General features: G+C 72.6%; 10 protein-coding genes and 1 pseudogene. All 11 read right to left on the bottom strand.

Annotated elements, in window-relative coordinates:
• Positions 1-28 precede the first annotated feature (28 nt).
• Entirely contained in the window at positions 29-1,468 is a 1,440-nt protein-coding gene (obgE, locus tag ABD981_RS26430) for a GTPase ObgE (RefSeq protein WP_046905604.1), read from the bottom strand.
• 111 nt (positions 1,469-1,579) lie between these two features.
• A complete protein-coding gene (gene rpmA / locus ABD981_RS26425; protein ID WP_030494090.1) occupies positions 1,580-1,834 on the bottom strand; it encodes a 50S ribosomal protein L27 in 255 nt (84 codons plus the stop codon).
• Positions 1,835-1,848: 14 nt separating this feature from the next.
• On the bottom strand, positions 1,849-2,169 hold the full coding sequence (gene rplU / locus ABD981_RS26420; RefSeq protein WP_046905603.1) for a 50S ribosomal protein L21: 321 nt from the start codon (positions 2,167-2,169) through the stop codon (positions 1,849-1,851).
• A gap of 185 nt (positions 2,170-2,354) precedes the next feature.
• Positions 2,355-3,293 (bottom strand): UTP--glucose-1-phosphate uridylyltransferase GalU, encoded by a 939-nt coding sequence (galU, locus tag ABD981_RS26415; protein ID WP_046905602.1) that lies wholly within the window; start codon positions 3,291-3,293, stop codon positions 2,355-2,357.
• Positions 3,294-3,385: 92 nt separating this feature from the next.
• Positions 3,386-7,180 carry an Rne/Rng family ribonuclease gene (locus ABD981_RS26410; RefSeq protein WP_345530391.1) on the bottom strand — a complete coding sequence of 1,265 codons (3,795 nt, stop codon included), beginning with the start codon at positions 7,178-7,180 and terminating at the stop codon, positions 3,386-3,388.
• A gap of 235 nt (positions 7,181-7,415) precedes the next feature.
• On the bottom strand, positions 7,416-8,207 hold the full coding sequence (locus tag ABD981_RS26405) for a TIGR03936 family radical SAM-associated protein (RefSeq protein WP_046905600.1): 792 nt from the start codon (positions 8,205-8,207) through the stop codon (positions 7,416-7,418).
• A 228-nt stretch (positions 8,208-8,435) separates the two neighbouring features.
• Positions 8,436-9,098 carry a hypothetical protein gene (locus ABD981_RS26400; protein WP_240495070.1) on the bottom strand — a complete coding sequence of 221 codons (663 nt, stop codon included), beginning with the start codon at positions 9,096-9,098 and terminating at the stop codon, positions 8,436-8,438.
• Between the two features lie 69 nt (positions 9,099-9,167).
• Entirely contained in the window at positions 9,168-11,099 is a 1,932-nt protein-coding gene (locus ABD981_RS26395) for a TIGR03960 family B12-binding radical SAM protein (RefSeq protein ID WP_046905599.1), read from the bottom strand.
• Positions 11,100-11,151: 52 nt separating this feature from the next.
• Positions 11,152-12,676, bottom strand: a pseudogene (locus tag ABD981_RS26390) (CYTH and CHAD domain-containing protein).
• A gap of 42 nt (positions 12,677-12,718) precedes the next feature.
• Positions 12,719-13,918, bottom strand: coding sequence for a rod shape-determining protein RodA (rodA, locus tag ABD981_RS26385; protein WP_046905597.1), 1,200 nt, complete (start codon positions 13,916-13,918; stop codon positions 12,719-12,721).
• Between the two features lie 4 nt (positions 13,919-13,922).
• Positions 13,923-16,178, bottom strand: coding sequence for a penicillin-binding protein 2 (mrdA, locus tag ABD981_RS26380; protein WP_046905596.1), 2,256 nt, complete (start codon positions 16,176-16,178; stop codon positions 13,923-13,925).
• Positions 16,179-16,183: the final 5 nt, after the last annotated feature.

The raw sequence follows: 16,183 nt of genomic DNA, 5'->3' as shown, positions 1-16,183 counted from the left end.
CGCATGTCCGCTGCCGGCGCGGCGCGCGCTAGAACGGGTTGAACTCGTCGTACTCGCGCTGCGCCTCGTCGCGCTCGGCCTCCCTGTCGCGGCGGCGCTGGGCGGCCGGGCGGGGGGCCTCCAGGCGGTGGTCCTCGCCTCGGCGGCCGAGCATCTCCGCGCCGGCCATCATCGTGGGCTCCCAGTCGAAGACGACCGCGTTGTCCTCGGCACCGATCGCGACGCCGTCGCCGGCCCGGGCGCCGGCCTTCATCAACTGGTCCTCGACGCCCAGGCGGTTGAGGCGGTCGGCCAGGTAGCCGACGGCCTCGTCGTTGTTGAAGTCGGTCTGGCGGACCCAGCGCTCGGGCTTCTCGCCGCGCACCCGGTACACGTCCTCGGCCTCGTCGTAGGTGACGGTGAAGCCGGCGTCGTCGACCGCCTTCGGGCGGATGACGATGCGGGTCGCCTCCTCGACGGGCTTGGCCGCGCGGGCCTCGCCGACGATGCCGGCGAGGGCGTAGGAGAGCTCCTTCAGACCCGTACGGGCCACGGCGGAGACCTCGAACACCTGGTAGCCGCGCTCTTCGAGCTCCGGGCGGATCATGTCCGCGAGGTCCTGGCCGTCCGGGATGTCGATCTTGTTGAGGACGACGAGGCGCGGGCGGTCCTCGAGGCCGCCGTACTGCCGCAGCTCCTCCTCGATGATGTCGAGGTCGGAGACCGGGTCGCGGTCGGACTCCAGCGTCGCCGTGTCGAGGACGTGGACGAGGACCGAGCAGCGCTCGACGTGGCGCAGGAACTCCAGGCCCAGGCCACGGCCCTGGCTCGCGCCGGGGATCAGGCCGGGGACGTCGGCGATCGTGTAGACGGTCGAGCCGGCGGTGACCACGCCCAGGTTCGGGACGAGCGTCGTGAAGGGGTAGTCGGCGATCTTCGGCTTGGCGGCCGAGAGCACCGAGATGAGCGAGGACTTGCCGGCGCTCGGGTAGCCGACGAGCGCCACGTCGGCGACCGTCTTGAGCTCCAGGACGATGTCCCCCGCCTCGCCGGGCTCGCCGAGCAGCGCGAAGCCGGGGGCCTTGCGGCGGGCCGAGGACAGCGCCGCGTTGCCGAGGCCGCCGCGGCCGCCCTGGCCCGCGATGTAGGTGGTGCCCTGTCCGACCAGGTCGGCGAGGACGTTGCCCGCCTTGTCGAGGACGACGGTGCCGTCGGGCACGGGCAGGACGAGGTCCTGGCCGTCCTTGCCGGAGCGGTTGTCGCCGGCGCCGGGCTGACCGTTGGTCGCCTTGCGGTGCGGCGAGTGGTGATAGTCCAGGAGGGTGGTGATCGCCTGGTCGACGACCAGGATCACATCACCGCCGCGGCCGCCGTTGCCGCCGTCGGGGCCGCCGAGCGGCTTGAACTTCTCCCGGTGGACGGAGGCGCAGCCGTGGCCTCCGTTACCCGCGGCGACGTGCAGCTCGACGCGGTCCACGAAGGTGGTCATGGTTCTGTGCCTCCAGATACGTGAAACAGGTGGAATGTCTATCTAGTAACACGCGAAAGGCGGACCCGCTTCCCTGTCGGGAAGTGAGGTCCGCCTCCGCAAAGCTTCCGATCAGGCGACCGGAACGATGTTCACGACCTTGCGGCCACGGAAGGTGCCGAACTGCACCGAACCGGCCTGCAGGGCGAACAGCGTGTCGTCGCCGCCACGGCCCACACCCGAACCCGGGTGGAAGTGGGTGCCACGCTGGCGGACCAGGATCTCACCCGCGTTGACGACCTGACCGCCGAAGCGCTTCACGCCGAGCCGCTGGGCGTTGGAATCGCGACCGTTCCGGGTGGACGATGCGCCCTTCTTGTGTGCCATTGCTCAGTCCCTCTTTACTTCGCGGCCGTCGGGATGGACGTGACCTTGATCGCCGTGTACTGCTGACGGTGACCCTGGCGACGGCGGTAGCCGGTCTTGTTCTTGTAGCGCAGGATGTCGATCTTGGCGCCCTTGTGGTGGTCCACGACCTCGGCCTGGACCTTGATGCCCGCCAGGACCCACGGGTCGCTGGTCACGGCGTCGCCGTCGACGACGAGCAGGGTCGAGAGCTCGACCGTGTCGCCAACATTGGCGGTGGAAATCTTGTCAACCTCAACGATGTCGCCGACAGCAACCTTGTGCTGGCGACCACCGCTGCGCACGATGGCGTACACGCGGATCTCTCTCTCACTCGGAAATCGGGACCTCTGATGCCAGCCGCCCACGCGCGGGCCGGGGGCCCGCAGCGATCCGGAATCGGTCGAGCGGCCTCTCCCGGAGGACCGGGAGGGAGGTGCTCAGAGGTGTGGCGCAATCAGACACGCCGACGGTCTAGGTTACGGGCGGCTGCTGCGGGGGGTCAAATCCCGGCCGCGTCGCCCGCCGGGTCGGCCGCGGAGGTCTCCGCGACGAAGCCCTTGAGCCAGGCGCGGAAGTCCGGACCCAGGTCCTCGCGCTCGCAGGCGAGCCGCACGATGGCCCGCAGGTAGTCGCCGCGGTCGCCCGTGTCGTAGCGGCGGCCCTTGAAGACGACGCCGTGCACGGGGCCGCCCAGCTCCTCGTCGGCCGCCATCTTCTGGAGGGCGTCGGTGAGCTGGATCTCGCCGCCGCGGCCCGGCTCGGTCTCGCCGAGGACGCCGAAGACGGCCGGGTCCAGGACGTAGCGTCCGATGATCGCGTAGTTGCTCGGCGCCTCCGCCGGGTCCGGCTTCTCGACCAGGCCGGTGATCCGGACGACGTCGGCGTCGCCGGTCGGCTCGACGGCCGCGCAGCCGTACAGGTGGATCTGCGCCGGGTCGACCTCCATCAGCGCGACGACGCTGCCGCCGGCGGTCGCCAGGACCTCCAGCATCCGGGCGAGCAGCGGGTCGCGCGGGTCGATCAGGTCGTCGCCGAGGAGGACCGCGAAGGGCTCGTCGCCGACGTGCGGCTGCGCGCACAGCACGGCGTGGCCGAGGCCCCGCGGGTCGCCCTGGCGGACGTAGTGCATGGTGGCGAGCTCGCTGGACTCCTGCACCCGGGCGAGGCGCTCGTCGTCACCCTTGCGGGTGAGCGCCTCCTCCAGCTCGTAGTTCCGGTCGAAGTGGTCCTCGAGCGGACGCTTGTTGCGGCCCGTGATCATCAGGACGTCCGACAGGCCCGCCGAGACCGCCTCCTCCACCACGTACTGGATCGCCGGCTTGTCGACGACCGGCAGCATCTCCTTGGGCGTCGCCTTCGTGGCGGGAAGGAAGCGCGTGCCGAGACCGGCGGCGGGGATGACGGCCTTGCGCACCTGGGGGGCGGGGGTGTTGTTCATCGGGCTGGTTCCTGGTTTCCGATCCGGGGTCAAAACCGTGTGGACCGTCCCCGGGAGGAGGACGGTCCACACGGACTGCGTCGGGGACTGGGTCAGTCCTGCGCGGGGGCCGCGGTCTTCTTCACGGCCTTCTTGGCGGTCGTCGTCTTCTTCGCCGCCGTCTTCTTGGCCGCCGCCGTCTTCTTGGTGGCGGTGGCCTTCTTGGCGGTGGCCTTCTTGGCCGTCTTGCGGGCCGTCTTCTTGGCCGCCGGAGCGGCCTCGGCCTCCGCGGCGGGCTCGTCGGCCGGAGCCTCGGCGGGCGCCTCGGCGGCGGGGGCCGAAGCCACCACGAGCACGGCGGCCTCCTCGGCACCCGCCGGCGCGCCGGCCGGGGCGGTGGCCTTGCGGACCACCCGGCGGCGGGCCTTCGGCGGGGCGGCCACGGGGGCCTCCTCGACGACCGGGGCGGGCTCGGCGACGGGCGCCGGGACCTCCTCGGCGACGACCGGCTCGGCGACCGGCTCCGTCACCGGCTCGGCGGCCGGCTCCGGGGTGGAGACCACCGGGGCGGACACCTTGCGGGTGGCACGGCGGCGGGTCCGGGGCGCGGGGGCCTCGGGGGTCCGCTCCTCGGCCACCGGGGCGGCCTCGACGACCGGCTCGGGCTCGACGGCCGGCTCCGGCGTCGGTTCGGGCTTCGGCTCCGGGACGACGACCTCGAAGGTCTCCGTCTCGGTCACGGCGGGCGTCGCGACCACCGGGGCGGAGACCCGGCGGGTCGCCCGGCGGCGGCCACGGCCGCGCGTGGCGGCGGCCTCGGCCTCCGCGGCGCTGCCGTACAGCTCCTCGTCCGCGGCGATGGGCTCGGGCAGCGCCACCGGCGCGGCCAGCTCCGCCGCGAGCTCGGCCTCGGTCTCGGCCGGGGTCTCGTGGACCTCGGTCTCGTGGGCGTGCTCGTGCTCGTGGGCGTGCCCGTCGCCACCGCGGCCGCGCTTCTTCGAGCGCTTGCCGCCGCCACCGCCACCGTGGGTGGGCGGCTGCTCCATGTGGACGATGACACCGCGGCCGTTGCAGTGGACGCAGGTCTCGGAGAAGGACTCCAGGAGGCCCTGGCCCACCCGCTTGCGGGTCATCTGGACGAGGCCCAGCGAGGTGACCTCGGCCACCTGGTGCTTGGTCCGGTCACGGCCCAGGCACTCCAGGAGGCGGCGCAGCACCAGGTCGCGGTTGGACTCCAGGACCATGTCGATGAAGTCGATGACGACGATGCCGCCCAGGTCGCGCAGCCGCAGCTGGCGCACGATCTCCTCGGCCGCTTCGAGGTTGTTCCTCGTCACGGTCTCCTCGAGGTTGCCGCCCTGGCCGGTGAACTTGCCGGTGTTGACGTCGACGACGACCATCGCCTCGGTCTTGTCGATCACCAGCGAGCCGCCGGAGGGCAGCCAGACCTTGCGGTCCAGCGCCTTCATCAGCTGCTCGTCGATCCGGTACGTCGCGAAGACGTCGACCTCGCTGGTCCACTTGGACAGGCGGTCGGCCAGGTCCGGGGCGACGTGGTTCACGTAGCCGTGGATGGTCTCCCACGCGTCGTCGCCGCTGACGATGACCTTGGAGAAGTCCTCGTTGAAGATGTCGCGGACGACCCGGACGGTCATGTCCGGCTCGCCGTAGAGCAGGCTCGGCGCGGAGGTCGAGATCTGGGCGGCCTTCTTCTGGATGTCGGCCCACTGCGCCTGCAGCCGCTCGACGTCACGGCGCAGCTCGTCCTCGCTCGCGCCCTCGGCGGCGGTGCGCACGATGACGCCCGCGTCCTCGGGGACGATCTTCTTGAGGATGGTCTTCAGACGCGCGCGCTCGGTGTCCGGGAGCTTGCGGCTGATGCCGGTCATCGAGCCCTCGGGCACGTACACCAGGTAGCGGCCGGGCAGCGAGACCTGGCTGGTCAGGCGGGCGCCCTTGTGGCCGATCGGGTCCTTGGTGACCTGCACCAGGACCGACTGGCCGGACTTGAGGGCGGCCTCGATGCGGCGCGGGCCGTTGCCCATGCCGAGCGCCTCGAAGTTGACCTCGCCGGCGTACAGGACGGCGTTGCGGCCCTTGCCGATGTCGACGAAGGCGGCCTCCATGGACGGCAGCACGTTCTGGACCTTGCCCAGGTAGACGTTGCCGACGTAGGAGGTGGCCTGCTCCTTGTTGACGTAGTGCTCGACGAGCACGTTGTCTTCCAGGACGCCGATCTGGGTGCGCTCGCCGTTCTGGCGGACGACCATGACGCGCTCGACGGCCTCGCGGCGGGCGAGGAACTCGGCCTCGGTGATGATCGGGACGCGACGGCGGCCCTGCTCGCGGCCCTCGCGGCGGCGCTGCTTCTTGGCCTCCAGGCGGGTCGAGCCCTTGATGGACTGGACCTCGTCGGACGGCTCGCCCTTCTCGCGCGCGGGGCGGGGCTCGCGGACCTTGACGACCGTGCGGACGCCGTCCTCGTCGGTGCCCTCGGCCTCGGCGGAGGCGTCACCGCTGCGACGACGGCGACGACGGCGACGACGGGAGCTGCTGCTGCCCGCGGCGGTGTCCTCGTCGGCCTCGTCGGCCTCGTCCTCGGCGTGGAGCTCCTCGGTCTCCTCGCCCTCCTCGGACTCCTCCGCCTCCTCGACCTCGGCGAGCTCGCCGCGGCGACGGCGACGGCCGCCCCGGCGACGGCGGCGGGACGGGCGGTCCTCGTACTCGTCGGTGTCGTCGGCGTCGACGGCCTCCGCGCCCTCGGCCTCGGCCTCGGGGGTGGACTCGACCTCGGGCTCGTCGGCGACGGTGGCCGGCACGGGCTCCACGGCGACGGGCTCGCCACGGCGGCGACGGCGACGGCGGGAGCCGGTCTCGGCGCGCTCGGGCTCGACGGCCTCGGGGGCCTCGGCGGCCTCCACGAGCTCCTCGGTGTCCTCGATGTCCTCGGCGGCCTCGTCGAGCTCCTCCACGGCCTCGGCGGCGGCGATGTACGCGGCCGTCTCCGGGGTCTGGAACATCGGCTCGGTGAAGACCGGCGGCTGGAAGACGGCCACCGCGGGGCGGGCGGCGCGGCGGGTGCGCGGCGCCTCGGCCTCGGTGGACGGCTCGGCGGTGAACTGCGGCGAGGTGGCGCGGCGGCGGGTGCGGCCACGGGTGGCGGCCTGCTCGGCGGCGGCGACCTCGACGGCGTGCGAGGCGATCTCCTCGACGGTGTCCGCGGGCAGCGTCTCGCCGGAGGTCTCGGCCGCGATTTCGGCGGCGGCGTCCGGGGTCACCGCGGGCGCGGCGGCCTTACGGGTGGCGCGGCGGCGGGTACGGGGGGCCGGAGCGGCCTCCTCGACCACCGGCGCGGCCTCGGCTACCGGCGCGGCGGGGGCCTCGGCGACCGGGGCGGCCTCGACGGCCGGCTCCGGCGTGGTGGCCTTGCGGGTGGCACGGCGGCGGGTGCGCGGGGCCGGAGCGGCCTCCTCGACCACCGGCGCGGCCTCGGCTACCGGAGCGGCCGGAGCCGCGGGGGCCTCGGCGACCGGGGCGGCCGGGGCCTCGGCGGACGTGGCGGCGCGGGTGGCACGGCGGCGGGTGCGCGGGGCCGGAGCGGCCTCCTCGACCACCGGCGCGGCCTCGGCTACCGGAGCGGCGGGGGCCTCAGCGACCGGGGCGGCCTCGACGGCCGGCTCCGGCGTGGTGGCCTTGCGGGTGGCACGGCGGCGGGTACGCGGGGCCGGAGCGGCCTCCTCGACCACCGGCGCGGCCTCGGCGACCGGAGCCGCGGGGGCCTCGGTGGCCTCGGCGGTGCCGGAGGTCACCGGCGGACCGGCCGGGCGGGACGCTGCGCGGCGCCGACGGCGCGGAGGCAGCTTGTCACCGGGTGCGTTGTCAGGGGTTTCTTCGTGCTGTTCGAGCATGCGGGCGGTTCTCCCGTCACGCCCCCGGGCGCCGCGTCTGGTTCCGGTCCGGCGGCACGAACGCGCGAAGTGCGCGGTGCCGCCGTCCGGGGCGCGGGCGCCGCACGGGAGCTGTATGTCTGGCTCGCCGGTTCCGTACGCCCTCTGCGGACGGCCTGGCGAAAGTCTCCTGGTCAGTGCGCTGCCCGACCCAGGTGGCTCCCGAGTACGAGGGCTGCGCTACGACGACCGCTCCCTACGCGGTGCCCGCACCCGGCGCCGTCGCTGAGGCGGTCGCGGCGGCCGTGGATGGAGCGGCCGTGACTGCTTCGCGGTCGGGCGCGAGCGGGTCGGTCACCGTGCCGGACTCCTCGTCGAAGAGCCCCTGCGCCAGCCTGGTCACCGCAGCGGGGACCGGCGGCGCCAGGTCGGCCACAGCTCGGAGACCGGACAGGACGTCGTCGGGTCGCACGGCAGGTGTCACGTGCCGAACAACCAGCCGCAGTATCGCACAGGCGCTGTCCAGCGGCCTATCACCCTGGGGATCGCCCGGGGCGGCGGCCGAGGTCAGCTCGACGACGGCGGCACGGGTGTCGAAGGTGCGGATGCCGTTCTTGGTCTTGCGCTGTACTTCCACCGTCTCGGCCGCGAGAAACGTCTCGACGGCCTTCCGCGCGTCCTCGGGGTCGACGCCCTCCAGCCGCAGCTCCCACACGGAGGCGGTCAGCCGGTCGGCGAGGCCGGAGGTCCGGGCCTCGACGGCGTCGGTGATGTCGAGTCCGTCCGGCAGGGACTCGTCGAGCAGGCGCCGGAGCGTCTGCGGGTCGCGCGCCTCGGCGAGGGCGATCTCCAGGTACTCGGCCTCGGAGCCCGTGCCCGTGGGGGCGGCGTTGGCGTACGACACCTTGGGGTGCGGGGTGAAGCCGGCCGAGTAGGCCATCGGCACCTCGGCGCGGCGCAGGGCCCGCTCGAAGGCGCGCTGGAAGTCACGGTGGCTGGTGAACCGGAGGCGGCCGCGCTTGGTGTAGCGCAGTCGGATGCGCTGCACCGCCGGTGCGGGCGGCGGGCCTTCGGGCTGTCGCTTGCCCAGTGGTTCTTCTCCTCGGTGCGGGGCGGGCGCGGTGTGGCGCCGCCCACGAAATGCGGTGTGCCCTGGGGGGCCCGCCCGGCTCACCCCCGTCGGGACGGGGAGATCTCGGGTGCGGGCGCCGCGCCGGGGACGTTCGTTGTACTACCCAGAGTACGCGCCCGGGCCGCCCGTGGTTCCCCGGCCCGGTCAGCGGGGCCCGCCGAAGAGGGCCCGCCACACCTCCCGGGTGGCGGCCCGGACGGCCCGCGCGGCCTCGGCGACCGGGCGGCCGACGTAGGTGCGCAGCCAGTGGCCGACGGGGGTGAGGACCACCCGGTACGCCCAGGCGAGGGGGCGGCCCACCGCGTGCCACAGGACCAGGGCGAGGGCCCTGCCGACGGCCCGGGAGATCCGTCCGGCGATCCCCCAGGCCCAGGCGAGGGCTGCGCCCACCACCCGGCCGACGGGCGCGAACACGTGCCGCCAGAGCCATCCGATCGGGGTGACGACCAGCAGGTCGGCCACCCACCACAGGGCCCGGGCCACGGGACGGAGCACCCACTCCCACAGCCACCGCAGCGGGATCAGGAGCAGGTGCTCGACCAGCCACCACAGGGCCCGGGCGACCGGGACGACGAGCCACTCCCACAGCCACCGCAGCGGGATGAGCAGCAGGTGTTCGATCAGCCATCCGAGGGCGCGGGCGAGCGGGGCGAGGACCCAGCGCCACAGGTGCTTCAGGCAGTAGCCGAGGGCGTCCCAGACCAGCCGGACGGGGACGACGACCACGAGGGCGATCCCCCGCGCCACCGCGGTCAGGCAGCCCCCGGGCTCGTACGCGGGCTGCGAGCTGGTCTTCTCCGTGTTCATGACGGAAATGACGCGACGGCCCGGCGTGGGGTTTCCCCCGCGCCGGGCCGTCATCAAGGCGTTACGCGCCTACTTGTTCACGACCGTCAGCGGCAGCAGCGTCTTGCCGGTCGGGCCGATCTGGATGTGCGTGTCCATCTGCGGGCAGACGCCGCAGTCGAAGCACGGGGTCCAGCGGCAGTCCTCGACCTCGGTCTCGTCGAGGGCGTCCTGCCAGTCCTCCCAGAGCCAGTCCTTGTCGAGACCGGAGTCCAGGTGGTCCCAGGGCAGGACCTCCTCGTAGGTGCGCTCACGGGTGGTGTACCAGGCGACGTCGACCCCGAAGTCGGGCAGGGTCTTGTCCGCGCAGGCCATCCAGCGGTCGTACGAGAAGTGCTCGCGCCAGCCGTCGAAGCGGCCGCCGTCCTCGTACACCGCGCGGATGACCGCGCCGATGCGGCGGTCGCCGCGGGAGAGCAGGCCCTCGACGATGCCGGGCTTGCCGTCGTGGTAGCGGAAGCCGATCGAGCGGCCGTACTTCTTGTCGCCGCGGATCTTGTCGCGCAGCTTCAGCAGCCGCGCGTCGGTCTCCTCCGCGGAGAGCTGCGGGGCCCACTGGAACGGCGTGTGCGGCTTGGGCACGAAGCCGCCGATGGAGACGGTGCAGCGGATGTCGTTCTGGCCGGAGACCTTGCGGCCCTCGGCGATCACGTTGATCGCCATGTCGGCGATCTGCAGGACGTCCTCGTCGGTCTCCGTGGGCAGGCCGCACATGAAGTACAGCTTCACCTGGCGCCAGCCGTTGCCGTACGCGGTGGAGACGGTCCGGATCAGGTCCTCCTCCGAGACCATCTTGTTGATGACCTTGCGCATGCGCTCGGAGCCGCCCTCGGGGGCGAAGGTGAGGCCGGAGCGGCGCCCGTTGCGGGTGAGCTCGTTGGCCAGGTCGACGTTGAACGCGTCCACGCGGGTCGACGGCAGCGAGAGGCCGATCTTGTCCTCGGTGTAGCGGTCGGCGAGGCCCTTGGCGATCTCACCGATCTCCGTGTGGTCCGCGGAGGACAGCGAGAGCAGGCCGACCTCCTCGAAGCCGGTCGCCTTCAGGCCGCGGTCCACCATCTCGCCGATGCCGGTGATGCTTCGCTCCCGCACGGGGCGCGTGATCATGCCGGCCTGGCAGAAGCGGCAGCCGCGGGTGCAGCCGCGGAAGATCTCGACGGACATGCGCTCGTGGACGGTCTCCGCGAGCGGGACGAGCGGCTGCTTGGGGTAGGGCCACTCGTCGAGGTCCATGACGGTGTGCTTGGAGACGCGCCACGGCACACCGGACTTGTTGGGGACGACACGGCCGATGCGGCCGTCCGGCAGGTACTCGACGTCGTAGAACGCCGGGATGTACACCGAGCCGGTCTTGGCGAGGCGGAACAGGACCTCCTCGCGTCCGCCGGGACGGCCCTCGGCCTTCCACCGGCGGATGATCTCGGTCATGTCGAGCACGGCCTGCTCGCCGTCGCCGATGATCGCCGCGTCGATGAAGTCCGCGATCGGCTCGGGGTTGAAGGCCGCGTGGCCGCCGGCGAGCACGATCGGGTGGTCGACCGTCCGGTCCTTCGACTCCAGCGGGATGCCCGCCAGGTCGAGGGCGGTGAGCATGTTGGTGTAGCCGAGCTCCGTGGAGAAGCTCAGGCCGAACACGTCGAACGCGCCGACCGGGCGGTGGCTGTCCACGGTGAACTGCGGCACCTTGTGCTCGCGCATCAGCTCTTCGAGGTCCGGCCACACGCTGTAGGTGCGCTCGGCGAGGACGCCCTCGCGCTCGTTCAGCACCTCGTAGAGGATCATGACGCCCTGGTTGGGCAGACCGACCTCGTACGCGTCCGGGTACATCAGAGCCCAGCGGACGTCGGCGGACTCCCACGGCTTGACCGTGGAGTTCAGCTCTCCACCGACGTACTGAATCGGCTTCTGCACGTGCGGGAGCAGAGCTTCGAGCTGCGGGAAGACAGACTCGGCAGCAGACATCTCGAACCTTCGTGAGCTGGCAGGGGGGCGACTCTCAAGCGTACCCCGGTGCTCAGCGGGTCAGGGACGCCCGGATCTCCGGGGCCGCGGCCCACTCCCAGAGTCCGGGCAGCTCACGCTCCTGCGCGGCGGCCGCGGCCTCCTCCCGTCCGTACAGGAGTCCCCAGGTGAAGGTGGTCTCGCCGGCCGCGTGGGCCCGGGCGGCGATCTCGCGCAGGGCGGTGCGGGTGACCACGGTGTCCTGGTGCTCGCCGAGCAGGGACTGGACCGCCTTCATGCGCTTGGCGAAGCGCTTCGCCGGCTTCCCCAGAACGGGACGGGCGGCCTCGCCCGCGTACCGGGCGCGCTTGGCGGCCTTGCGGGCCTCGTGCAGCGCGAGGTCGCGCGCGGGGCCGGGGTCGAGGGCCAGGGCGTGCGCGACCCGCCCGGTGAGCCGGTCGAGGTCCTTCCGGGCGGCGCGGGCGAGCACCTCCCGGGCGTCGCGGGCGGCGGCGGGGCGCAGCGGCGGGTCCGCGAGGAGCGCGTCGAGGGCGTCCAGGAGCGCGAGGTGGCGCGGCGAGTCCAGCGCGGCGAGCACCGTGCGCCGGGCCTCCTCCGCGCGCGCCACGGCGCGCAGCCGCAGCCGGGCGCGGACGGGGCCCAGCACCAGGGTGTCGGGCAGCTCGTCGATCCGGGCGGCGAGCCGTTCGCCCAGCACCTCCTCGTCGCGGGCGGCGCCGAGCTCGCCCGCGAGCCACTTCAGTTCCTCGCCGACCGGGTCGGTGACGGTCCGGTCGAGCACCTTGCGGTAGGTCGTGAGCGCGCTGCGCAGGCGCCGGGAGGCGACCCGCATCCGGTGCACGGCGTCGGGCAGCCCGCGCCGCACGGCGGGGTCGAGCGCGACGAGCTTGTCGCGCTGGGCGCGCAGGTGGGCGAGGACGGCGTGGCCGGCGCTGCCGGGGGCGCCGGTCGCGTCCTCGGTGCTCGCCGCCCCGGCCAGGGCGCCGGTCTCGGCCAGCGCCCGGGCCAGTTTCGAGGGGGCGGCCGAGGGCCGGATCCCGGCCTTCTCCAGGCGCCGGCCGACGGCGTCGAGGACCGCCGGGTCGGCGTCGTCGGCGAGTTCGACCTCGATCTCGGTCCAGGCCGCCTCGCCGGGGCCCGTGAGGCGCTGGGCGTGGACGGTGTCGACGGAGAGCTCGGCGAGGGGGGGCGCCGTCCTTCCCGGTCAGCAGGTGCACGTCGCGGCGGGAGCGCAGGCGGACGACGGGGCGGACGGGTTCGTCGCGGACCCGGGAACGGACGAGCCCCGCCAGGGAGCCGGGGAGGGTCTCCGAGAGCGGGGCTCTGATCTCGTCGCGGATCCCGGTGGCGACCGGGAACTTCAGGTGCCAGCCGGCGTCCGCGCCGCCGGTGCGGCGGCGCAGGGTGAGCGAGGCGGCGGCGAGCCGCAGGTCGGCGGTGTCGTAGTAGACGGCGTCGAGTTCGGTGACGCCCTCGTCCGTCACCGCCGCGACCCCGGCGGCCCGGGTGAGGTCCGGGAGCACCGTCCCGTCCCCGGCCTCGTACTTGCGCTCGATCTCGCGCTTCGTCTCCGCCATACCTCGAATCTAGGCCCTGTCCGGGTCCGGCGGCAGTACGGCTCAGGCCGTTATCTTCGGCTGCACCCGGATCGACTGCAGCAGCCCGATCGCCACCCACACCGCGAACATCGACGAGCCGCCGTACGAGACGAACGGCAGCGGCAGTCCGGCCACCGGCATGATGCCGAGGGTCATGCCGATGTTCTCGAAGGACTGGAAGGCGAACCAGGCGATGATGCCGGCGGCGACGATCGTGCCGTACAGCTCGGTGGTCTCGCGGGCGATCCGGCAGGCCCGCCACAGGATCACGCCGAGCAGCACGAGGATCAGTCCGGCGCCGACGAAGCCGAGTTCCTCGCCGGCGACGGTGAAGACGAAGTCGGTCTGCTGTTCGGGCACGAACTGGCCGGTGGTCTGGGAGCCCTTGAAGAGGCCCGAGCCGAGCAGTCCGCCGGAGCCGATGGCGATCCGGGCCTGGTTGGTGTTGTAGCCGACGCCGGCCGGGTCGAGGTCGGGGTTGGCGAAGGCGGCGAAGCGGTTGATCTGGTACTCGTCGAGCATGCCGAGCGTGGTGACCAGCACCGCGCCGAGGACGCCCGCGCCGATGAGGCCGAGGACCCAGCGGTTGGAGGCGCCGGAGGCGAGCAGCACGCCGAGCACGATGACGGCCATGACCATGACGGAGCCGAGGTCAGGCATCAGCATGACGATGCCCATGGGCAGCGCGGCGAGCGCGAGCGCCTTGGCCACGGTGCCGTGGTCGGGGTGGAGCTGGTCGCCCGCGTCGACCTTCGCGGCCAGCAGCATCGCCATCACCAGGATGATCGTGATCTTCACGAACTCGCTGGGCTGGAGCGAGAAGCCGCCGCCGACGACGATCCACGCGTGCGCGCCGTTGATGGTCGCGCCGAGCGGGGTGAGGACGGCGAGGATCAGCAGGATCGACAGTCCGTAGAGGACCGGCACGGCCCCGCGCAGGGTGCGGTGGCCGAGCCAGATCGTGCCGATCATCAGGGCGAGCCCGATGCCGGTGTTCAGGACGTGCCGGAACAGGAAGTAGTACGGGTCGCCGTTGTTGAGCTCGGTGCGGCCGCGGGTGGCGGACCAGACGAGCAGGGCGCCCATGAAGGAGAGGCCGAGCGCGGAGAGCAGGATCGGCCAGTCGAGCCGGCGCAGCACGGAGTCGCGGGCGGTCAGCCGGGCCAGCGTGCCGCGTTCGGGCGCGTAGCGGGAGACGGAGAAGCCGTGGGGTGCGGTCATCGGTTCAGAGCCTCCCTCGGGTGGCGGGCGGCCCGGCGAGCGGGTCGTCGGGCTTCTTCCCCGGTACGGCGGGGTCGGCGGGATCGGCGGGCTGGTTGCCGCCCGGCTGGTCGGCGACCTGCTTGACCCCGTCGGGGTCGACCTTCCCGGCCTCGGGGTCGTACGGCTCGATCTTCGGGGCGTCGATGGAGCCGTCCGCCTCGATCTTCGGCAGGGCCTTCTGCGGCTGCGGCAGCAGGGCCCGCTTCAGGTCCTGCTTGCCGGCGTCGTCGAGCCCGTAGAGCGCGTCGTAGATGTTGCGCACGGCGGGGCCGGAGGCGCCGGAGCCCGTACCGCCCTGGGCGATCGTCATGACGATCGCGTAGTCCTTGGTGTAGGTGGCGAACCAGGAGGTCGTCTGCTTGCCGTAGACCTCCGCGGTGCCCGTCTTGGCGTGCATCGGGATCTTGTCCTGCGGCCAGCCGCCGAAGCGCCAGGCGGCGGTGCCGCGGGTGGCGACTCCCGCGAGGGCTTCGTCTATCAACTCGCGGGTGTCCGCGTCGAACGGCAGCCGCCCGTGCGACTTGGGCGCGATCTCGGTGGTCTTCTTGCCGTCGGCGCTGATGACGGCCTTGCCGACGGTGGGGTTCCACAGCGTGCCGCCGTTGGAGATGGCGGCGTAGATGGTGGCCATCTGGATGGGGGTGACGAGGGTGTCGCCCTGCCCGATGGAGTAGTTGACGGAGTCACCGGCGCGCATCAGGTTGCCTTCGAGGCAGTTCTCGTAGGAGAGCTGCTGGACGTAGCTGCCGCCCTTCTTGCCGTACTTGCACCACCAGTCCTTGTTGGCCTCCCAGAAGCTCTGCTTCCACTGGCGGTCGGGGACGCGGCCGGTGACCTCGTTGGGGAGGTCGATGCCGGTCTCGGCGCCGAGGCCGAACTGGTGGGCGGTCTTGTAGAACCAGTCCCCCGGGTTCTTCTTCGGCTTCATCCCGCCGTCCTTCTGCCACTGCTGGTGCGCCAGGGCGTAGTAGACGGTGTCGCAGGAGACCTCCAGGGCCTGCCCGATGGTGATGGAGCCGTGGCCCTGGGACTCGAAGTTCTTGAAGACCTGGTTGCCGATGGAGTACGAGGAGGGGCACGGGTAGCGCCCGTTGAAGTCGTACCCGGCGTTGACGGCGGCCGTGCTGGAGACCACCTTGAAGATGGAGCCGGGGGCGGCCTGGCCCTGGATGGCCCGGTTCAGCAGCGGGAAGTTGGAGTCCTTGCCGGTGAGGGCCGCGTAGTCCTTCGCGGAGATGCCGCCGACCCAGGCGTTGGGGTCGTAGTCGGGCTGGGAGGCCATGGCGACGATCCGGCCGGTCTTGGCCTCCATGACGACGACGGCGCCGGCGTCGGCCTTGTAGTTCTCGCTGGTGTTCTTGTCGTAGACCTTGCGGGCCTCGACCATCGCGTTGTGCAGCTCCCACTCGGCGACCGCCTGGACGCGGGCGTCGATGGAGGTGACCACGTTGGCGCCGGGCACGGCGGCGTCGCTCCTGGCCTGGCCGATGACCCGGCCGAGGTTGTCGACCTCGTAGCGGGTGACGCCGGCCTTGCCGCGCAGCTCCTTGTCGTAGGTGCGCTCCAGGCCGGAGCGGCCGACCTGGTCGGAGCGCAGGTACGGGGAGTCGCTGTCCTTGGCCTTCTCGATCTCGCCGTCGGTGACGGGCGAGAGGTAGCCGAGGACCTGGGAGGTGCGGGACTTGCCGGGGGCCGGGTAGCGGCGGACGGCGGCGGGCTCGGCGGTGATGCCGGGGAAGTCCTCGGCGCGCTCCCGGATCTGCAGGGCCTGCTGGGTGGTGGCCTCGTCGGTGACGGGGATCGGCTGGTAGGGCGAGCCGTTCCAGCAGGGCTTGGGGGTCTTGGAGTCGCAGAGCCGGATCTTGTGGACGACCTCGTCGGGCTTCATCCCGAGGACGCCGGCCAGCCGGGTGAGGACGGCCTTGCCGTCGTCCTTCATCTTCATCAGCTCGGTGCGCGAGGCGGAGACCACCAGCCGGGTCTCGTTGTCGGCGAGCGGGACGCCGCGGGCGTCCAGGATGGAGCCGCGCACGGCGGGCTGGACGACCTGCTGGACGTGGTTGTTCTTGGCCTCGTCGGTGTACTCCTTGCCGTTGCGGATCTGGAGGTACCAGAGGCGTCCGCCGAGGGTGAAGAGCAGGGAGAAGACGAGGACCTGGATGACGACGAGCCGGATCTGGACCCGGGGGGTCCGCCCGGTCTCGGGGATGTTGCTCATGCTGC

Source organism: Streptomyces showdoensis (assembly GCF_039535475.1).
In the GTDB taxonomy this organism is placed as follows: Bacteria; Actinomycetota; Actinomycetes; order Streptomycetales; family Streptomycetaceae; genus Streptomyces; species Streptomyces showdoensis.
The sequence above is the reverse complement of the archived record's forward strand: the minus strand, read 5'-3'. Positions and strand labels throughout refer to the sequence as shown.